The organism is Klebsiella sp. RHBSTW-00215 (assembly GCF_014103785.1).
GTDB lineage: Bacteria > Pseudomonadota > Gammaproteobacteria > Enterobacterales > Enterobacteriaceae > Klebsiella.
In genome coordinates this window covers 2002949-2020544 of sequence record NZ_JABXQS010000001.1, presented here as the reverse complement: position 1 = coordinate 2020544, position 17596 = coordinate 2002949, and the positions used below count along the sequence as shown (strand labels likewise).

Annotated in this window: 14 protein-coding genes and 1 tRNA gene; 8 read left to right on the top strand and 7 right to left on the bottom strand. The window is 53.3% G+C overall.

Going from position 1 to position 17596, the window contains the following annotated elements; genetic code table 11:
• Window positions 1-48: 48 nt before the first annotated feature.
• From HV127_RS09645 to HV127_RS09635, 3 genes are all read right to left on the bottom strand, one after another.
• Window positions 49-402 (bottom strand): DUF4156 domain-containing protein, encoded by a 354-nt coding sequence (locus HV127_RS09645; protein ID WP_139529761.1) that lies wholly within the window; start codon window positions 400-402, stop codon window positions 49-51.
• Window positions 403-536: 134 nt separating this feature from the next.
• A complete protein-coding gene (gene groL / locus HV127_RS09640; protein ID WP_182235703.1) occupies window positions 537-2183 on the bottom strand; it encodes a chaperonin GroEL in 1647 nt (548 codons plus the stop codon).
• A 44-nt stretch (window positions 2184-2227) separates the two neighbouring features.
• Window positions 2228-2521 carry a co-chaperone GroES gene (locus tag HV127_RS09635; protein WP_003855929.1) on the bottom strand — a complete coding sequence of 98 codons (294 nt, stop codon included), beginning with the start codon at window positions 2519-2521 and terminating at the stop codon, window positions 2228-2230.
• A 233-nt stretch (window positions 2522-2754) separates the two neighbouring features.
• On the opposite strand from HV127_RS09635, the gene yjeH reads away from it, so the two are divergent.
• Window positions 2755-4005 carry an L-methionine/branched-chain amino acid transporter gene (gene yjeH / locus HV127_RS09630; protein ID WP_182235702.1) on the top strand — a complete coding sequence of 417 codons (1251 nt, stop codon included), beginning with the start codon at window positions 2755-2757 and terminating at the stop codon, window positions 4003-4005.
• A gap of 26 nt (window positions 4006-4031) precedes the next feature.
• On the opposite strand, the gene HV127_RS09625 is transcribed toward yjeH, so the two are convergent.
• A complete protein-coding gene (locus tag HV127_RS09625; RefSeq protein ID WP_004097899.1) occupies window positions 4032-4508 on the bottom strand; it encodes an FxsA family protein in 477 nt (158 codons plus the stop codon).
• A gap of 338 nt (window positions 4509-4846) precedes the next feature.
• On the opposite strand from HV127_RS09625, the gene aspA reads away from it, so the two are divergent.
• From aspA to HV127_RS09590, 7 genes are all read left to right on the top strand, one after another.
• Window positions 4847-6283, top strand: a complete 1437-nt coding sequence (gene aspA / locus HV127_RS09620; RefSeq protein ID WP_110274510.1) for an aspartate ammonia-lyase — start codon at window positions 4847-4849, stop codon at window positions 6281-6283.
• 118 nt (window positions 6284-6401) lie between these two features.
• Entirely contained in the window at window positions 6402-7703 is a 1302-nt protein-coding gene (locus HV127_RS09615; protein ID WP_110274511.1) for an anaerobic C4-dicarboxylate transporter, read from the top strand.
• A gap of 93 nt (window positions 7704-7796) precedes the next feature.
• Window positions 7797-8120, top strand: coding sequence for a divalent cation tolerance protein CutA (cutA, locus tag HV127_RS09610; protein ID WP_112216238.1), 324 nt, complete (start codon window positions 7797-7799; stop codon window positions 8118-8120).
• On the top strand, window positions 8096-9859 hold the full coding sequence (locus tag HV127_RS09605; RefSeq protein ID WP_182235701.1) for a protein-disulfide reductase DsbD: 1764 nt from the start codon (window positions 8096-8098) through the stop codon (window positions 9857-9859). Before cutA ends, HV127_RS09605 begins: the two co-directional genes overlap by 25 nt.
• Before the next feature lie 20 nt (window positions 9860-9879).
• A complete protein-coding gene (locus HV127_RS09600) occupies window positions 9880-10470 on the top strand; it encodes a transcriptional regulator (RefSeq protein WP_182235700.1) in 591 nt (196 codons plus the stop codon).
• A 68-nt stretch (window positions 10471-10538) separates the two neighbouring features.
• A complete protein-coding gene (locus HV127_RS09595) occupies window positions 10539-12626 on the top strand; it encodes a DUF1176 domain-containing protein (protein ID WP_182235699.1) in 2088 nt (695 codons plus the stop codon).
• Between the two features lie 115 nt (window positions 12627-12741).
• Window positions 12742-12817: transfer RNA gene (locus HV127_RS09590), tRNA-Phe, on the top strand.
• A 195-nt stretch (window positions 12818-13012) separates the two neighbouring features.
• On the opposite strand, the gene HV127_RS09585 is transcribed toward HV127_RS09590, so the two are convergent.
• From HV127_RS09585 to HV127_RS09575, 3 genes are all read right to left on the bottom strand, one after another.
• Entirely contained in the window at window positions 13013-14044 is a 1032-nt protein-coding gene (locus HV127_RS09585; RefSeq protein WP_016807923.1) for a site-specific integrase, read from the bottom strand.
• A 60-nt stretch (window positions 14045-14104) separates the two neighbouring features.
• Window positions 14105-15724 carry a TraI domain-containing protein gene (locus HV127_RS09580; protein WP_016807924.1) on the bottom strand — a complete coding sequence of 540 codons (1620 nt, stop codon included), beginning with the start codon at window positions 15722-15724 and terminating at the stop codon, window positions 14105-14107.
• 66 nt (window positions 15725-15790) lie between these two features.
• Window positions 15791-17299, bottom strand: a complete 1509-nt coding sequence (locus HV127_RS09575; protein WP_029591438.1) for a UvrD-helicase domain-containing protein — start codon at window positions 17297-17299, stop codon at window positions 15791-15793.
• Window positions 17300-17596: the final 297 nt, after the last annotated feature.

The window sequence follows — 17596 nt, the reverse complement described above, 5'->3', positions numbered from 1 at the left end:
AGTACAGAAAACGGTGCCTCACTTCACGAAAGAGAGGCACCTGTTAAATCAGTTCGGGCACTTATAAACCTGGCCATTCATTTGACTATCGGTCGGCACAAAGCTCGACAGCAGGTTCTGCGTCGGGCTGCTGACGCCATAAATCACGTTGCCACCCATTTCTGCCGCCTGGTTACGCAGGGCGTTTGCTGCGCCGCGCATAGAGCCGCCTTCGTCGCCATTCTGCCCGGATAACCAGTTACTTTGCGTACCCGTCGCGGTTCCTAACAGCTGGCATTCCGAACCCGGCTTATCTTCTACGAAGCGGACGTTCTGGCCCCCAGAGCTCAGTTCGTTGCTGGAGCTGCAACCTGCTAACAATAATGCTGCGCCGACAATCCCTGCTAAATATTTTACCTGCATGTTATTCCCCACGATCAATGAGCTGGACGCGCTGGCCCGGATGTACAACCTTATACTAAAAAGACGACAAAAAGAAAAACCCCCGAGCATTTCTGCCCGAGGGTTTCTTTGTTTCTAAGGGGTATAGCGCACGATTACATCATGCCGCCCATACCGCCCATGCCACCCATACCGCCAGCGCCACCTAAATCAGGTGCGTCGCTTTTCGGCAGGTCGGTGACCATGCACTCGGTGGTGATCATCAGACCAGCAACAGAGGCCGCGTACTGCAGAGCAGAACGGGTCACTTTAGTTGGGTCCAGGATACCCATGTCGATCATGTTGCCGTATTCTTCAGTTGCAGCGTTGTAGCCGTAGTTACCATCGCCCGCTTTCACGGTGTTAGCCACTACAGACGGCTCTTCGCCACAGTTCAGAACGATCTGACGCAGCGGAGCTTCCATTGCGCGCAGCGCAACTTTGATACCCACGTTCTGATCTTCGTTCTGACCGCGCAGGTCGCTCAGTTTGCTTGCCACGCGAATCAGCGCAACACCACCACCGGCAACCACGCCTTCTTCTACTGCAGCACGGGTCGCGTGCAGAGCATCGTCAACGCGTGCTTTTTTCTCTTTCATTTCAACTTCGGTAGCCGCACCGACTTTGATTACCGCAACGCCGCCTGCCAGTTTAGCAACGCGTTCCTGCAGTTTTTCACGGTCGTAGTCAGAAGTCGCTTCTTCGATCTGCTTACGGATCTGAGTCACGCGGCCCTGAATTGCAGCTTCCTCACCCACGCCATCAATGATGGTGGTGGTGTCTTTGTTGATCAGAACACGTTTCGCCTGACCCAGGTCTTCCAGAGTCGCTTTTTCCAGCTCCATACCAATCTCTTCAGAGATAACGGTACCGCCGGTCAGAGTGGCGATGTCCTGCAGCATAGCTTTACGACGGTCGCCGAAGCCCGGTGCTTTAACCGCTGCCACTTTCACGATGCCGCGCATGGTGTTAACCACCAGAGTCGCCAGCGCTTCGCCTTCAACGTCTTCAGCAATGATAACCAGCGGTTTGCCAGCTTTTGCTACTGCTTCCAGAACCGGCAGCATTTCGCGGATGTTGGAGATTTTCTTGTCAGCCAGCAGGATGAACGGGCTTTCCAGCTCAACAGCGCCAGTTTCCGGCTTGTTGATGAAGTACGGGGACAGGTAGCCACGGTCAAACTGCATACCTTCAACTACGTCCAGTTCGTCTTCCAGACCGGTACCGTCTTCAACGGTGATCACGCCTTCTTTACCGACTTTATCCATCGCTTCCGCGATCAGTTTACCTACGGTTTCGTCGGAGTTAGCGGAGATGGTACCAACCTGAGCAATAGCTTTAGAGTCGGAGCACGGTACGGACAGGGTTTTCAGCTCTTCAACAGCAGCAACGACAGCTTTGTCGATACCACGTTTCAGGTCCATCGGGTTCATGCCCGCAGCAACGGCTTTCAGGCCTTCAGCGATGATAGCCTGCGCCAGTACGGTTGCGGTGGTGGTACCGTCGCCAGCAGCGTCGTTCGCTTTAGAGGCAACTTCTTTCACCATCTGCGCGCCCATGTTTTCGAACTTGTCTTCCAGCTCGATTTCACGTGCTACAGAAACACCATCTTTAGTGATGGTCGGTGCACCGAAGGATTTGTCCAGAACCACGTTACGGCCTTTCGGGCCCAGGGTTACTTTAACTGCGTCTGCCAGTACGTTTACGCCGCGCAGCATTTTCACACGAGCGTCGTTACCGAATTTTACGTCTTTAGCTGCCATTTTAATCTTTCCCTTAAATTCGTATGTTCAGTGTCGTTCGCGGATTACGCTTCAACAATTGCCAGGATGTCGCTTTCGGACATGATCAACACTTCTTCATTGTCGATCTTCTCAGATTTCACGCCGTAGCCATCGTTGAAAATCACGATATCGCCAACTTTAACGTCCAGCGGCTGCACGGTTCCGTTTTCCAGGATGCGGCCCTTACCGACAGCGATGATTTCGCCACGAGTTGATTTGGCTGCCGCAGAACCGGTCAGAACGATGCCGCCAGCAGATTTGGTTTCAACTTCTTTACGTTTGACGATCACACGATCATGTAACGGACGAATACTCATTTGATAGCTCTCCTTTGAGAAAGTCATTATCAGTTATGGATGACGCCGGTCCGCACACTGTTTTCCGGCTAGTGCCCTGAGAGATGGGGATGGGGGTTTACCGCTTCAAGGGGAAAACTAAAAAAAAATTTGTCGTCGTGCTCTTACGCACACAAAAATGCGGCTGCAGCCAGCCGTCATAAGCAAAAGCGATTGTGATACCATTCATTTTTTGCCGGGTGCAAGGTTGAATCATGAGTGGTTTGAAACAGGAGTTGGGACTTGCTCAAGGAGTAGGGTTACTTTCCACGTCATTACTGGGAACCGGTGTCTTTGCCGTTCCGGCACTGGCTGCACTGGTCGCCGGCGACAATAGCCTGTGGGCCTGGCCGGCGTTGATCCTGCTGGTGTTCCCGATAGCTATCGTCTTTGCCATCCTTGGTCGCCATTTTCCCAGCGCAGGCGGCGTCGCGCATTTTGTTGATATGGCCTTTGGCCCGCGCCTGGCTCGCGTTACCGGCTGGCTATTTTTATCGGTGATCCCGGTAGGATTGCCTGCCGCGCTGCATATTGCCACCGGCTTTGGTCAGGCGCTTTTTGGCTGGCATGATAGCCAGTTGCTGCTGGCCGAGCTGGGAACGCTGGCGATTATCTGGTGGGTCGGCTCACGCGGTGCCAGCTCCAGCGCCAATCTGCAAACGTTGGTTGCGGTCCTTATTGTCGCGTTAATCGTCGCTATCTGGTGGCGTGGTGGAATCAACCCAACGCAGATCCCCTTTCCTGCCGCTGCTGATATCGACAGTTCACAGCTTTTCTCTGCGCTCTCGGTGATGTTCTGGTGTTTTGTCGGCCTTGAGGCTTTCGCTCATCTGGCGTCTGAATTTAAGCAACCGGAGCGTGATTTTCCCCGCGCGCTGATGATTGGCTTATTGCTCGCAGGTTCCGTCTACTGGGCCTGTACCGTATTGGTTCTGCATTTTCATGCCTTTGGCGAAGAGATGGCCGCCGCTGCGTCATTGCCCAATATCGTCGTGCGTCTGTTCGGCGTTCAGGCGCTGTGGATTGCCTGTGTTATTGGCTACCTCGCCTGCTTCGCCAGCCTCAACATTTATATTCAGAGCTTTGCCCGCCTGGTCTGGTCGCAAGCGCAATACAAGCCAGATAGCTATCTGGCCCGGCTGTCGCCACGGCAAATTCCGCGCAATGCATTGAATGCGGTGCTGGGCTGTTGTGTGATCAGCGCTCTGTGCATTTATGCACTCAATATCAATCTTGATGCCCTGATCGTCTACGCCAACGGCATTTTCATCATGATCTATCTGCTGTGCATGCTGGCGGGCTGTCGGTTACTTCAGGGGCGTTATCGCGTACTGGCGGCGATTGGCAGCGTGCTGTGCCTGCTGCTGCTGGCGATGGTTGGCTGGAAGAGTCTGTACGCATTTATCATGCTGGCGGTGCTGTGGCTGTTTTTACCAAAGCGCAGATTAGCTGAGAGGATACTATAGGCCGGGGCTGCCCGGCCTGAGGAATCTTAGTCGCGGCGATCGTCTTTATGATCCAGACGGTCGCGCTCATCGTCTTTACGCTGATACTCACCTTCAAAAGTATCACCGCCGCCCGTTCCAGCGCTAAATCCACCGCCCGGCATCCGGCTAAAGCGCAGGTGCGGCATCAGCTTCAACGTCAGGTGTTTCTGTACCGGCGGCAGCAGCAACAGCAGACCCAGGAAGTCGGTAAAGAATCCCGGCAACAGCAGCAGCAGACCCGCGATAATCAGCGATACGCTTTTGATCATCTCAGCAGCCGGACTCTCCCCTGCCGCCATTTTCTGCTGCATCAGCATGAGGTTTTTAAAGCCCTGGTTTTTCACCAGCGATATCCCCACCACCGAGCTAAAGATCACCAGAATCAGCGTCAGCAGCACCCCAAGCACATGGGCGACCTGGATAAAGATCGATATCTCAATGTAAACGTATAAAAAAACGGCAATTAACGGAATCCAACGCACCGGCGTCTCCTTCATTAACAGACGCCGATATCGGCGCCCGTAGTCATAGATGTGCTATTCGCATTAGTAAGATGTTGGGCCAAAGCGCCATTTTTCAATCGTAAAAAAAGCTTATTTTTTTCAAGAATGGAAAAGCGGTGATTCATTTCACAAATTAATAATTCTTATAGAATTCACTACATAATAAGTGATCAGGATGACTGATATTCGCTATCATCAGCATATGATCGTGGGCACCGGGCCGGTTAAAGAAATAATCTGCGGCTAGAAAATGCGCGAGATCTCATAAATTCTGCGTATTGGGTGAATTCATATAGCAGCTTGAAAAGAAGGTTCACATGTTAAACAACATTCGTATCGAAGAAGATCTGTTGGGTACCAGGGAAGTTCCAGCTGACGCCTACTACGGCGTTCATACTCTGAGAGCGATTGAAAACTTCTACATCAGCAACAGCAAAATCAGCGACATCCCTGAATTTGTCCGGGGCATGGTGATGGTGAAGAAGGCCGCAGCGCTGGCTAACAAGGAACTTCAAACTATCCCCAAGAGCGTAGCAAATTCGATTATCGCCGCCTGCGACGAGGTGCTGAATAACGGTAAATGCATGGACCAGTTCCCGGTTGACGTATTCCAGGGCGGCGCAGGTACCTCCGTTAACATGAACACCAACGAAGTGCTGGCGAACATCGGCCTTGAGCTGATGGGTCACCAGAAAGGTGAATACCAGTACCTCAACCCTAACGACCATGTTAACAAATGCCAGTCCACCAACGATGCCTACCCGACCGGTTTCCGCATCGCGGTCTACGCCTCAATCCTCAAACTGATCGATGCCATCAACCAGCTTGGCGAAGGTTTCCAGCATAAAGCCGTCGAGTTCCAGGACATTCTGAAAATGGGTCGTACCCAACTGCAGGATGCGGTACCGATGACCCTCGGCCAGGAATTTCATGCATTTAGCGTTCTACTGAACGAAGAAACCAAATGCATTCTGCGCACTGCTGAACTGCTACTGGAAGTGAACCTCGGCGCGACCGCCATCGGTACCCGCCTGAACACCCCGGATGGCTATCAACAGTTGGCGGTACAAAAGCTGGCAGAAGTCAGCGGCCTGCCGGTTGTACCGGCGGAAGATCTGATTGAAGCCACTTCAGACTGCGGTGCCTACGTAATGGTACACAGCTCCCTGAAGCGTCTGGCGGTCAAAATGTCCAAAATCTGTAACGACCTGCGCCTGCTCTCTTCTGGCCCGCGCGCTGGACTGAACGAAATCAACCTGCCGGAACTGCAGGCGGGTTCTTCCATCATGCCAGCCAAGGTTAACCCGGTGGTGCCGGAAGTTGTGAACCAGGTCTGTTTCAAAGTTATCGGCAACGACACTACCGTCACCATGGCTTCCGAAGCCGGTCAGCTACAGCTGAACGTCATGGAACCGGTGATTGGCCAGGCGATGTTTGAATCTATCCATATTCTGACCAACGCCTGCTACAACCTGCTGGAAAAATGTGTGAGCGGCATCACCGCCAACAAAGCGGTATGTGAAAGCTACGTCTATAACTCGATTGGCATCGTCACCTATCTCAACCCGTATATCGGCCACCACAATGGCGATATCGTCGGCAAAATTTGCGCCGAAACGGGTAAGAGCGTCAGGGACGTAGTGCTTGAGCGCGGACTGCTGACCGCAGCCGAGCTGGATGACATCTTCTCTGCGCAGAACCTGATGCATCCGGCCTATAAAGCGAAGCGATACACCGATGAAAGCGAACAGTAAGCTTTCAGATTAAACTAACCACAGGCATGTCAGCGATGACATGCCTTTTTTGTTCTTATAGTTCCACCAAATTACAACAATCCAATATCAACTTGTTAATAAAACAAGGAAGGCATATATGTTTAGTGCAGAACTCGTTATTGTCCTGCTGGCTATTTATCTGGGAGCCAGACTCGGAGGCATCGGCATTGGTTTTGCCGGTGGCCTGGGCGTCCTCGTCCTGACCCTCGTCTTTCAAATTCAACCCGGCGCGATCCCCTTCGACGTCATCGAAATCATTATGGCGGTCATCGCCGCTATCGCTGCCATGCAGGTCGCCGGGGGGATGGACTATCTGGTCAGCCTCGCCGAACGAATGCTCCGGCGTCATCCTAAATACATCACCTTTCTCGCCCCGCTGGTCACCTGGTTTATGACCGTGCTGGCGGGAACCGGCCATACCGCGTTCTCCACTCTGCCGGTTATCACCGAAGTGGCGAAAGAACAGGGTATTCGCCCCTCACGCCCGCTCTCTATCGCCGTGGTGGCCTCGCAGATTGCGATTACCGCCTCGCCGATTTCCGCAGCAGTGGTGTTCTTTGCCGGGATCCTCGAACCGCTGGGTGTGAGCTACCTGACCCTGCTGGCGATCTGTATTCCGGTAACCCTGGTTGCCGTCATGCTCACCGCCATCGTATGTAACTTCCTCGGCTGTGAGCTCAAAGATGACCCTGTCTACCAGGAGCGTCTGGCAAAAGGGGAAGTCAAACTGCGCGGTAGCCAGGTGTTTGAGCTTAAGCCACACGCCAGACGCTCCGTATTGCTGTTCCTGGTCGGTATCGTGGCGGTAATGTTCTACGCCACCGCCATCAGTGACACCGTTGGCCTGATTCAAAACCCGGTCCTGCCGCGTAATGAAGCGATTGTGGTGTTTATGCTGACCATCGCCACGCTGATTAGCATCACCTGCAAAATCGATACTGGTGAAGTGCTCAACGCCAGCACGTTTAAATCCGGGATGAGCGCCTGCGTCTGCGTGCTCGGCGTCGCCTGGCTGGGGGATACCTTCGTCAAAGCGCATATTAGCGATATCCAGACCGTCGCGGGCGACCTGCTGCACAACTATCCGTGGCTGCTGGCGGTGGTGTTATTCTTCGCCGCAACGCTGCTTTACTCCCAGGCCGCCACCACCAAGGCGCTGATGCCCGCTGCGCTCATGCTGGGCGTGACGCCGCTGACCGCCATCGCCTCGTTTGCCGCCGTCTCCGCGCTGTTCGTCCTGCCAACCTACCCAACGCTGTTGGCAGCAGTCGAAATGGATGACACCGGCTCGACCCGCATTGGAAAATACGTCTTTAACCATGCCTTCCTGATCCCCGGCGTGATTGCCATTACGCTGTGCGTGATCCTCGGGTTTATTTTTGGCGGCATTCTGCTGTAAATCTCTTCAAATTCGGGCCAGATCCTGGCCCGTTTCGTTAATCCCTTTACCTTGCGTGCTATAGTGCCTCTTTTCGCTGATACGAGGTTCACGATGACTACGCCTGATGCTGTTGTTGTACTCTGTACTGCGCCGGATGAAGCAACCGCCCAGGATCTGGCGGCCAAAGTGCTGGCCGAAAAACTCGCCGCCTGTGCCACTCTCCTGCCGGGAGCGACTTCGCTCTACTATTGGGAAGGGAAGCTGGAGCAAGAGTATGAAGTGCAAATGCTGCTGAAAACCGATCTCGCCCACCAGCAGGCGCTGCTGGACTGCCTGAAGTCCCATCACCCGTATCAAACCCCTGAACTTCTGGTTCTGCCCGTCATTCACGGAGACAACGATTACCTCTCATGGCTCAACGCATCATTACGCTGATCCTGCTGCTTTGCAGCACATCAGCCATTGCCGGACTGTTCGACGCACCTGGCCGTTCGAATTTTGTTTCTGCTGATCAGGCTTTCGCCTTTGATTTTCAGCAGAACCAACACGACTTAAATCTGACCTGGCAAATCAAGGATGGTTATTATCTTTATCGCAAGCAGATCAAACTGACGTCCGCCGATGCGACGTTTACCGAACCCTCTCTGCCGTCAGGAGAATGGCATGAGGATGAGTTCTACGGCAAAAGTGAAATTTACCGCCAGCGCCTGAGCGTACCGGTAACCCTGACTCAGGCAGCAACAGGCGCGACCCTTACCGTGACTTATCAGGGCTGTGCAGATGCCGGTTTTTGCTATCCGCCAGAAACTAAAATTGTGCCGCTCGGCAAGGCGCTCGCACTCTCCAGCAGCGACGCTGTAGCCCCGAAGCTCAATCCGCCTCTGCCACTGGAAACGCGCCCGACGCTACCGGTAGAGTCGCCGTCTGATCTTTCTTCCCCGGCCCCAAATAACAAAGGCTCCGACCTGCCTTTTACCGCGCTATGGGCGCTGTTAATTGGTATTGGCATCGCGTTTACCCCCTGCGTGCTGCCGATGTACCCGCTGATTTCCGGCATCGTGCTGGGCGGTAAGCAGCGGCTTTCCACCGCCCGCGCCCTGCTGCTGGCGTTTATTTACGTTCAGGGGATGGCGTTAACCTATACTGCGCTGGGACTGGTGGTCGCCGCTGCGGGTTTACAGTTTCAGGCGGCGCTACAACATCCTTATGTGCTAATCGGTCTATCGGTGGTATTTATCCTGCTGGCGCTGTCGATGTTTGGTCTGTTTACGCTGCAATTGCCTTCGTCGCTGCAAACGCGTCTGACGCTGATGAGCAACAAACGTCAGGGCGGTTCGCCGGGTGGCGTATTCGCGATGGGGGCGATTGCCGGACTCATCTGCTCGCCTTGCACGACCGCCCCGCTGAGCGCCATTTTGCTGTATATCGCCCAGAGCGGTAATCTGTGGCTGGGCGTAGGGACGCTGTATCTCTATGCGCTCGGTATGGGACTACCGCTGATCCTGGTGACCGTATTCGGCAACCGCCTGCTGCCCAAAAGCGGCCCGTGGATGGCTCACGTCAAGACCGCCTTTGGTTTTGTGATCCTCGCCCTGCCGGTATTTTTACTGGAACGTATCATCGGCGATCTCTGGGGCCTGCGGCTTTGGTCTCTGCTTGGTGTCGCCTTCTTTAGCTGGGCGTTTATTACCTCGCTTGGTGCCACCCGTTCATGGCTGCGCATTGTGCAGATTGTGATGCTTGGAGCCGCGCTGGTCAGCGCTCGTCCTTTACAGGACTGGGCTTTCGGCACAGCGGTCGCCCAACAGCAGGCGCATCTGGAATTTACCCGCATCAATAATATCGCCGAGCTCAACCAGGCGCTGACTCAGGCTAAAGGCAAACCGGTGATGCTCGATCTGTATGCCGACTGGTGCGTGGCCTGTAAAGAGTTCGAGAAATACACCTTTAGTTCGCCTGACGTACAGCAGGCCCTAAAAGATACCGTTCTGTTGCAAGTGGATGTCACAAAGAACAGCGCTGAAGACGCGGATCTGCTGAAGCACCTGCAGGTGCTCGGCCTACCCACGATTCTGTTCTTCAACGAACAGGGAGAGGAACAGCCCGCACAGCGCGTCACGGGTTTTATGGATGCTGCGGCATTCAGCGCCCATTTGCGCGATCGACAACCGTGAGCGACACTTTAGGAGGAAAAATGGAGGAGAAGACCGTGCAACGTGAAGATGTCCTGGGTGAAGCCATCCAAATCCTCGAAATTGAGGGTATCGCGAACACCACGCTGGAAATGGTCGCCGAGCGCGTGGCTTACCCGCTCGATGACCTCAAACGTTTCTGGCCCGACCGCGAAGCCCTGCTGTATGACGCGCTACGCTATCTCAGCCATCAGGTCGACGTCTGGCGTCGTCAGCTATTGCTGGACGAGTCGCTAAGCGCGGAGCAGAAGCTGCTGGCGCGTTACGCTGCGCTGACCACATGCGTGAGCAATCATCGCTATCCAGGCTGCCTGTTTATTGCTGCCTGCACGTTCTATCCGGACGCCCAGCATCCGATCCATCAACTGGCAGAGCAGCAAAAGCAGGCTTCGTTAGCCTACACTCATGAATTGCTTAGCCAGCTCGAAGTTGACGATCCGGGGATGGTCGCGAAGCAGATGGAACTTATCATCGAAGGTTGCCTGAGTCGCTTGTTGATCAAACGCAGTCAGGCCGATGTCGATACCGCTCGTCGCCTGGCGGAAGACATTTTGCGTTTTGCTCAGTGTCGAATGGGCGGGGCTCTAACCTGATTCCGATATCTTAACCGATACATCACGCATATAATTTCCCCCTCACGGATATGCTGACAGGGTTTTATATGCGTTCTCTTCTTTGGGTTGCCATCATGGGGCTGTGTTCGACACCGCTTCTGGCAGCTTCCCCGCAAGGTTTTTCTTTCGCGCACAAAGACTGGGAACTTGCCTGCGACAACACCGGCACCTGTCGGGCTGCGGGCTATGGCACGACAATGGGTGAAGTCAGCGTCTTGCTGACCCGCAACGCGGGCGAGGCACAGCACGTCATCGCCCTCGCCACCTTCGCCCAGACCGAGCACGATATTCCGCCCGATGCGACGGTGAATTTATTCATCGACGGTCAGGATAACGGCGCGCTTGATGCCAACGACGAGAGCCATTTTCGCTTTGACGATACCCAGACCACCGCGCTAATTCAGGCTCTGGAGCACAGCGGCAAAATTGAGCTGGCGCTTAACGACGAGCGCAAGCAGCTCTCCAGCACAGGCAGCAGCGCAGTATTTCTGAAAATGGATGAGTTCCAGCAACGTCTGGGCACCGCCGATGCGCTACTACGTAAAGGCGATGCCGGTGATGACAGCATCCTGGCGGCAACGCCTGCGCCGGAAATTATCGCCGCGCCGGTCATTCACAATGCAGACTCCACGGCACTCACGACAAAGCTACGGGAAAAACTCCTCCCACAGCTGACGCCAGCGCTTAACAGCCATTGTGATGACTGGCAAAACGCAGATATCCCGGCGTCGGAACGACAACTCACCTCAACTCCGCTGGATAAAAATCATATGCTGATTGAGGCGCTGTGCTGGCGCGCGGCCTATAACGACGGCTACGCCATGTGGGTCGTGGATAAAACGCTGCTGACCCAGCCTCAACTGGTAACCACCGACGCCTCCAGCTATGCCGATGGCGTTATCACCTTTTTCCACAAAGGCCGCGGTATCGCCGACTGTATTAGCGGAGAAGAGCGCGTCTGGGATGGCAAAACGTTTGTCCAGAGCCTGAAATACACCACCGGCGACTGCCGTGAAATCGCCCCCGGCGGTGCGTGGATGCTGCCAACGTTCGTTAGCCAGGTGATCCCAAAGCAGCAGAAAGATGCCGATAACAGCGCACTGAAGGCGTTGTTTAGCGCCGTGTTAAAAGAGCAAAAGGCCAACCCGGAACTGGATCTCAATAAAATCGCCGAACAGTTCCCGCTAAGCGGTCATGTCAGCCATTTTACGCTGAGCTATGCGGACGACTCTCTGGTAACGACGACGAAGCCTTCCGCCGATATTAGCGATGATGAGTGGCAGGCGTTTCTCCAGTCCGATATCAGCGCCGACTCCGAAAACGGCAAAGTCAGCTTTACGCTAGTGGACCTCGACGGCGACGGCAAACGCGATTTAATCATCGACAGCTACGTCGGCGGCACGGGCCTCTTTAGCTACACCGGCGTATTAAAACGCGGGGATGATGCTTTTGATGCGGTCAATAACGACGACAGCGGCAACGGCGATGACTTTGACGCAGGCGTTCCTGGCGCGCTCTATTCCCTGAACGGCCGCGGCGCGAACCAGTGGAGCCACTGGGTAAGAATTAACGGCCAGGTTTACGCGCTTTGGTACAACGGCCAGTTTGGCGAAGATAATCTCTATCTATTGCGCCCTTTTAGCCCCTCCAGCAGCACCCCGGCGGTGACAATTCGCTATCGCTATACCCTCGACGACATCAGCTCGCCGGAAAAAGACCAGCCGCTGACGCCTGCACTGAGCGACGGGGAAAAGTCAGATCTGCTGAAGTCGCTGGAAGTGATGCAGAGCAGCCTGCTGAAGGATAAGCCACAGAGCGACAGCGACGCGCCGATTTGCCCTATTCCCCCAGGTACATCAGCCGACGATGCGGATAGCTACTACAGCGGCGTGGCGTCTAATTATATTTATGAAACCGTGGCTTACATTCCGGTTTGGCTGAACGAAAAATGTTTTATCGGTACCATCTTTAGCCACCACGGTGCATACCGTCACGGCGTTGATGCGGAAATCACCATCAGCTCGCCGCGCGATGATGAAGAGGTCATCGGCGACTACACGATATCCGGATTACGCCACGCCATCTCGGTGACCAGCGGCTGGAAAACCCGCGAAGGCGATAACGGCATGATGTGATTTTGGGCAAAAAAGCGCCTTCAGGCGCAGAATTGCCGTAAAGTTAAGCAACCGGTAGATAAATCGAGAAATTTGATTGACGGAGCGTACGGATTACGGTTTAATGCGCCCCGTTGCCCGGATAGCTCAGTCGGTAGAGCAGGGGATTGAAAATCCCCGTGTCCTTGGTTCGATTCCGAGTCCGGGCACCACTAATTTTGCATCAAAGCACGCTGGTTAAGAGATGAGAACCTTAACGGGCGGTTAATACAGGGGCCGGTCATTACGGAATGTCCTCCGGTGTAGGCGTATCTGCACTGGTTAACGTTTCTGAATCAGTCCCTCAAGTCAGGGAGCCTGTGTCCGCAGGCTCCCTGTTCTCGATCACTGGCAATAATCCCAGTCAATCAGTTTTGTGTCAATAGTTGTAATTCCCTTTCTACACAGAGATCTGTGTGCAGCGACAATTCTTCTTCCAGTGTTTTTCCCACAATGTCCATATTGAGTTCCACATATTCCATTGTTGTGCTTACGCTACGATGACCCAGTAAATCTTTAACCAACTGAAGATTCCTTTCCGGTGCTTTCATCAGTTCTGTAGCCAGGGTATGTCTGAAACGGTGCGGCGAAACGGCAAAACCACATTCCTTTGACAGACGGCGAAAAAAGGAGCGGATCTTTTGATGCATCACTGTCACATCATTCCTATCAAATTTTGCCTTTTTCCCGGCAATGTAAAAACTGACATCGAAGAGGTTATCTTTTGGCCCGGCTCCAGCCTCCGTTGCCCGTGTAAGAAGAAGCTGTAGCCGCAAACGCAGCTGCTTAACAACGGGAACGCGCCATTCCCTGTGCGTTTTACTCCCCTCAAGGCGCAGATCTATATAACCTTCTGTCAGATTGACGTCCCTGAGCTGAATATGCAGCAGTTGATTTTGCCTCATTCCCGTATATCTGAGCGTATCCAGGACGGTTATCCAGAACCAGGCCGGGTAAAGCGCACTCCGACCGCCACGTGCGAAAATTTTCCGGTTGGATTCAATTTCAGCCTGCTGCATTATCAGATAAAGGCGGGTTAGCTGAGAGCGGTTTAAAGTCCGCTTTTTCTTTCTGTCCCGCTGTACAGTGCAATTGTTAAAAGGGTTTTTGCCCGCAGGCAATAAACCACTTTCCATAGCATAGTTATAGAGGGCCCTGAGATGTGCAATTTTATTGTTCCAGGTCTGCGCCGATTGTTGCTTTTCTCTGAGTACATGTCGCCGCCATCTGAGTACTTCATGATGTGTAACCATTGATGGGGTTATGTCTGCCCCCGTAAATTTCAGGAATCCCTTTACAACCTTTGCGTAGCTCCATTCTGTTGCAGCTCGCAGGTTTCGGGCGAAGAAGTACTCCTCAAGCAATTCTTCCCATGTCGTATAATGGTTTTTGTCAGACATACAGCATTTCCTTTTTCTAAATCAAGCTGCCCTTAAGGGCCCTCATGGACTGCCCCTCCTTCACAGGAAAGACAGAAGTCCGCTGTCTTCAGGGGAAGACGCCCCTCTGAAAAGGTGTGTAGTCTTGACAAGATATCCACTTACAGGTTTAAACGTGCCTTCTTTGCCAGGCGAGTGGTACAGTTTTGCTTTAATAAAACGCTCTCCCCTGCGCACCCTGTGAATATGCAGCTTCTCAAATTCAATTTGTATGGAATCCCTGCTTAGCTCTGCTCCGCTTTCTCTGATGTAAAGATAAAATATGTCCGGAACCCTGAGAAAGATGAACCCTGCAACTGCATGCGCCCTCGAATCAGGCTGATTAATATCAATTCGCTTGCTCTTAAGTCCTTCAGAAAGCCACCTGACAAATTCAGTGCCAGTCTGTTTTTTTATCACTGTTTTTTGTGCGTCAATGTTAATGCTGTGTAAAGGGATGTTATCCTCTACAGCGCGTTCAGGGAAAGAGTCTTCTGCTACTGTCTGATTTATCTCAGGCTTATCAGCTTCGGGACTTAGTTCATTAAGGGGGGAAAATTCTGGCACACTTTCTGCTCTCGTACTGATTGAAGGCTCTTCATCACATGCTTCAGTCCCGGTCATATCAGGCTCTGCAATTGCACTGAACAGACTTAGCAGCATCTCTGTATCAGCCTTCTCTGTTTCGTTTGGATCACATTCCGTAATCTCGCCTGCCTTTTCATTGCTGACGAGATTGCTGTCATCAGCCATCGGCACCGGTGCAATAGAAGATGCGAGTTGAATACCCTGCAAATCTGGAACTTCTGGCGATGCAGTTTTAAGTTTTGCTTCTACTGACGGTTCTGATTCAATCTCTTGATCAGACGGCGTTTGCGTAACTGAAAGGGCCGGCTCTATGAGGGTGTTAACTTTCTCATTTGCCCCGGATACCTCCAGCGAAGGCGATTCCACCTTTTCAGCAGCTTGCTTCATTAAGCTTCTAATAAGTGGCATCGCCGGATGCTGGTTCCATAAGGCCCCGGTAAGATTGCCCAGAGCTTCGGGATTTTCTGCCAGCCATCCTGTCGCCTCTGCTGGCACAAGTTGTCCTGCTGCCAGCGCTGCAAAAGCTGAGGAGTTGTCAGCTTCCCGGAAGCGAAATCGATAAGGTGAGTCCGGAACGGTTATTCCCGGAAGCCAGCTTTTACCATCAAGCAGCTCACCCTCCAGAGACGCCAGGAGCGGCAAATGCCAGAACAGTGCAGACCAGAAAATGACCGCATTCCACATCACGTTTTGCTCTGCCTGCTCTTCTGGCGCAGCTCCGGGTGGAAACATGTATCCTTTGGCCAGTCTGACCGCACAGGTTGTGAACTGCAGCGTAAGGTCCCCGAAGCCGTCTGACTGCGACCACCTTCCCTGCTGTGTTGCCGGCACATTCTGTACCCTGGCCAGTAAGCCATGCAGTGGCGTTATATAAAACCGGTGATAAACATCCGCCGGAAGTGAGCTGTTTTCCCATATTTGTTGCAGGCAGGTTTTTCTCAACGGACTACAGCACAGCGTATCGACCGTACGCGGAGTGTGGTAGCCGGCAGGTGTGACAGCGGATACATGATGTGCTGGTTCCGGTTCACCTTTTGAAAACAGAAACCTAAGGGTCCTGATTCTGTCGCGCATGATTTTCTCCTGGTATAGGGCTGCCCAGTGTTGTGACACTCCCCGCGCTTCACCATAAAAAACCAGTTACTCACTCTCAGAAGTTTTTCCCGTTTCTTCGTGCCTGTCGGCGCTCTCTCCATTTCCGGACGGTACGGTTTCGTGCGTCGTCTCGCGGTTTTTCCCGCCTTCATCACTCAGCCAGCGCATCAGTTCGTTAAGCACAAGCGTTCTTCTGGCCCGGGTGACAGCCACGTACAGCAGGTTAGTCTCATCCTGCCGCTCATCCTGCGAAAGAAGCGGGTCGGTAATGTCAGTAAAATCCTCACTCAGCATTACCACCGGCCATTCCAGCCCTTTGCTGCGGTGTGCGGTTGAAACCGTGACCTGAGCGTCTTTCTCATGGGTTACCACCTGACGGCGCATGATGGCCAGCTTTTGCGGTAGTGGGAAAAAGTCATCGAGAAGACGAATGGCCTGGTTCATCTCCACGTCCTGTGTGGCTTTTGCTATTGAGCAGTATTCATCAAAATCCCGGTAGTCCCGGCTGAGGCGCGGGGACTGCATCTTTTCAGGCATATCGGCGGAGAACCAGTACAGGTTTTCCAGCTCCTCTGTTTTGTAGCCTTCAATCCCCCCGACCCAGAAGACATTTTTCTCCATAAGGCTCGCCGTCAGGGCACTGCCGATCACGCCGGATACCGTCCGGCTCAGTACAGCAATATGCTCAGCCCCTGCCGGAAGGCTGCTGACGACAGCATCCTGCCCCCCGTTACCTGTCACGCGCTTTTCCTCTCCGGCACGTTCAAGCAGGATGTTGGCCATCCGCGCGACCTCAGGGCCAAACCGAAAACTCGCTGTCAGCCACAACCGGTCTGCCTGCACCAGCTGCGGGGCTCTCAGTGCATTATCTGCCCCCCGAAACCGGTATATCTGCTGGTAACGGTCGCCGACCAGAATGACCCGGCAGGGCTGATTCAGTACAAATGCACTGGTCACCGGATTGGCGTCCTGTGCCTCGTCGAAGAGGATGGTGTCCCAGCGTTTTGACAGGTCAGGATGAGAGAGCTGGAACAGTTTAAGGTAGGTGTCGTGCGTGACGGGAAAGACTGAATCAGTACGGCTCATTTCATACCAGAGGATTTGTATTGCCCCCAGAATTTTACCGGCATCGAGACCGTGGCGATCATCCTCAGACGGCAGATGTATCAGCCCCGGCTCGGGGTCAGCACTGCAGAGGAACATGTTCAGCCCGCTGAGCGCCAGCCGCGCCAGCGCCCAGTGGCGGGTATTGAGCTTTCTGGCCACATCCGTAATGCGCAGACTGGCTGTCAGCCGGTCACGGAAATGTTTGCCGAAACGGGCCCATGCAAGCTGATGCGACGTTTTACACTCTACGTTATAGGGGAATTTGCGTTCAGCCTCATCCCGCACAGCGCGATTATAGGCGAGGTAAAGCATTTTACTTTCCGGGTTGGCTTCAGCGTAACTCACTAAAGTGGAGGTTTTACCTGTACCGGCAAAGGCATTCACCACGAGATGATTGCCCTTCCACTCGATGATGGCGTTTTGTTCGGCTGTTGTTTTCCAGGTCACTGTGTTCTCCCGCAGCAGCAGATGTAAAAAAACAGCCTGACAGCGGGAAGCGTGCACTTCGAGAAAAAACCAGATCCCTTTTTTCAAAGATAAAAAACGCCCCCGAGCGGGAGCGTAAAAATGATGATCTTATTTTTTTATACTACGTATACATGACAAGTTAGCAACATCCACAAACTTGCGCTGACGTTAACAATAATCGCTATCAATTATCTTAATTGGTCTTTCATTCACTCTCTCCGCTATTCACGCACTATTTTTATCTATAGAATTCTTCAGGAGATATTTAATGTAAAA

Coding starts and splice junctions, on each gene's coding strand:
- cutA (WP_112216238.1), top strand. CDS start 7,797: ATGACTACGCCTGATGCTGTTGTTGTACTCTGTACTGCGCCGGATGAA.
- HV127_RS09605 (WP_182235701.1), top strand. CDS start 8,096: ATGGCTCAACGCATCATTACGCTGATCCTGCTGCTTTGCAGCACATCA.
- aspA (WP_110274510.1), top strand. CDS start 4,847: ATGTTAAACAACATTCGTATCGAAGAAGATCTGTTGGGTACCAGGGAA.
- HV127_RS09595 (WP_182235699.1), top strand. CDS start 10,539: ATGCGTTCTCTTCTTTGGGTTGCCATCATGGGGCTGTGTTCGACACCG.
- HV127_RS09580 (WP_016807924.1), bottom strand. CDS start 15,724: ATGCGCGACAGAATCAGGACCCTTAGGTTTCTGTTTTCAAAAGGTGAA.
- HV127_RS09615 (WP_110274511.1), top strand. CDS start 6,402: ATGTTTAGTGCAGAACTCGTTATTGTCCTGCTGGCTATTTATCTGGGA.
- groL (WP_182235703.1), bottom strand. CDS start 2,183: ATGGCAGCTAAAGACGTAAAATTCGGTAACGACGCTCGTGTGAAAATG.
- HV127_RS09635 (WP_003855929.1), bottom strand. CDS start 2,521: ATGAGTATTCGTCCGTTACATGATCGTGTGATCGTCAAACGTAAAGAA.
- HV127_RS09585 (WP_016807923.1), bottom strand. CDS start 14,044: ATGTCTGACAAAAACCATTATACGACATGGGAAGAATTGCTTGAGGAG.
- HV127_RS09600 (WP_182235700.1), top strand. CDS start 9,880: ATGGAGGAGAAGACCGTGCAACGTGAAGATGTCCTGGGTGAAGCCATC.
- yjeH (WP_182235702.1), top strand. CDS start 2,755: ATGAGTGGTTTGAAACAGGAGTTGGGACTTGCTCAAGGAGTAGGGTTA.
- HV127_RS09645 (WP_139529761.1), bottom strand. CDS start 402: ATGCAGGTAAAATATTTAGCAGGGATTGTCGGCGCAGCATTATTGTTA.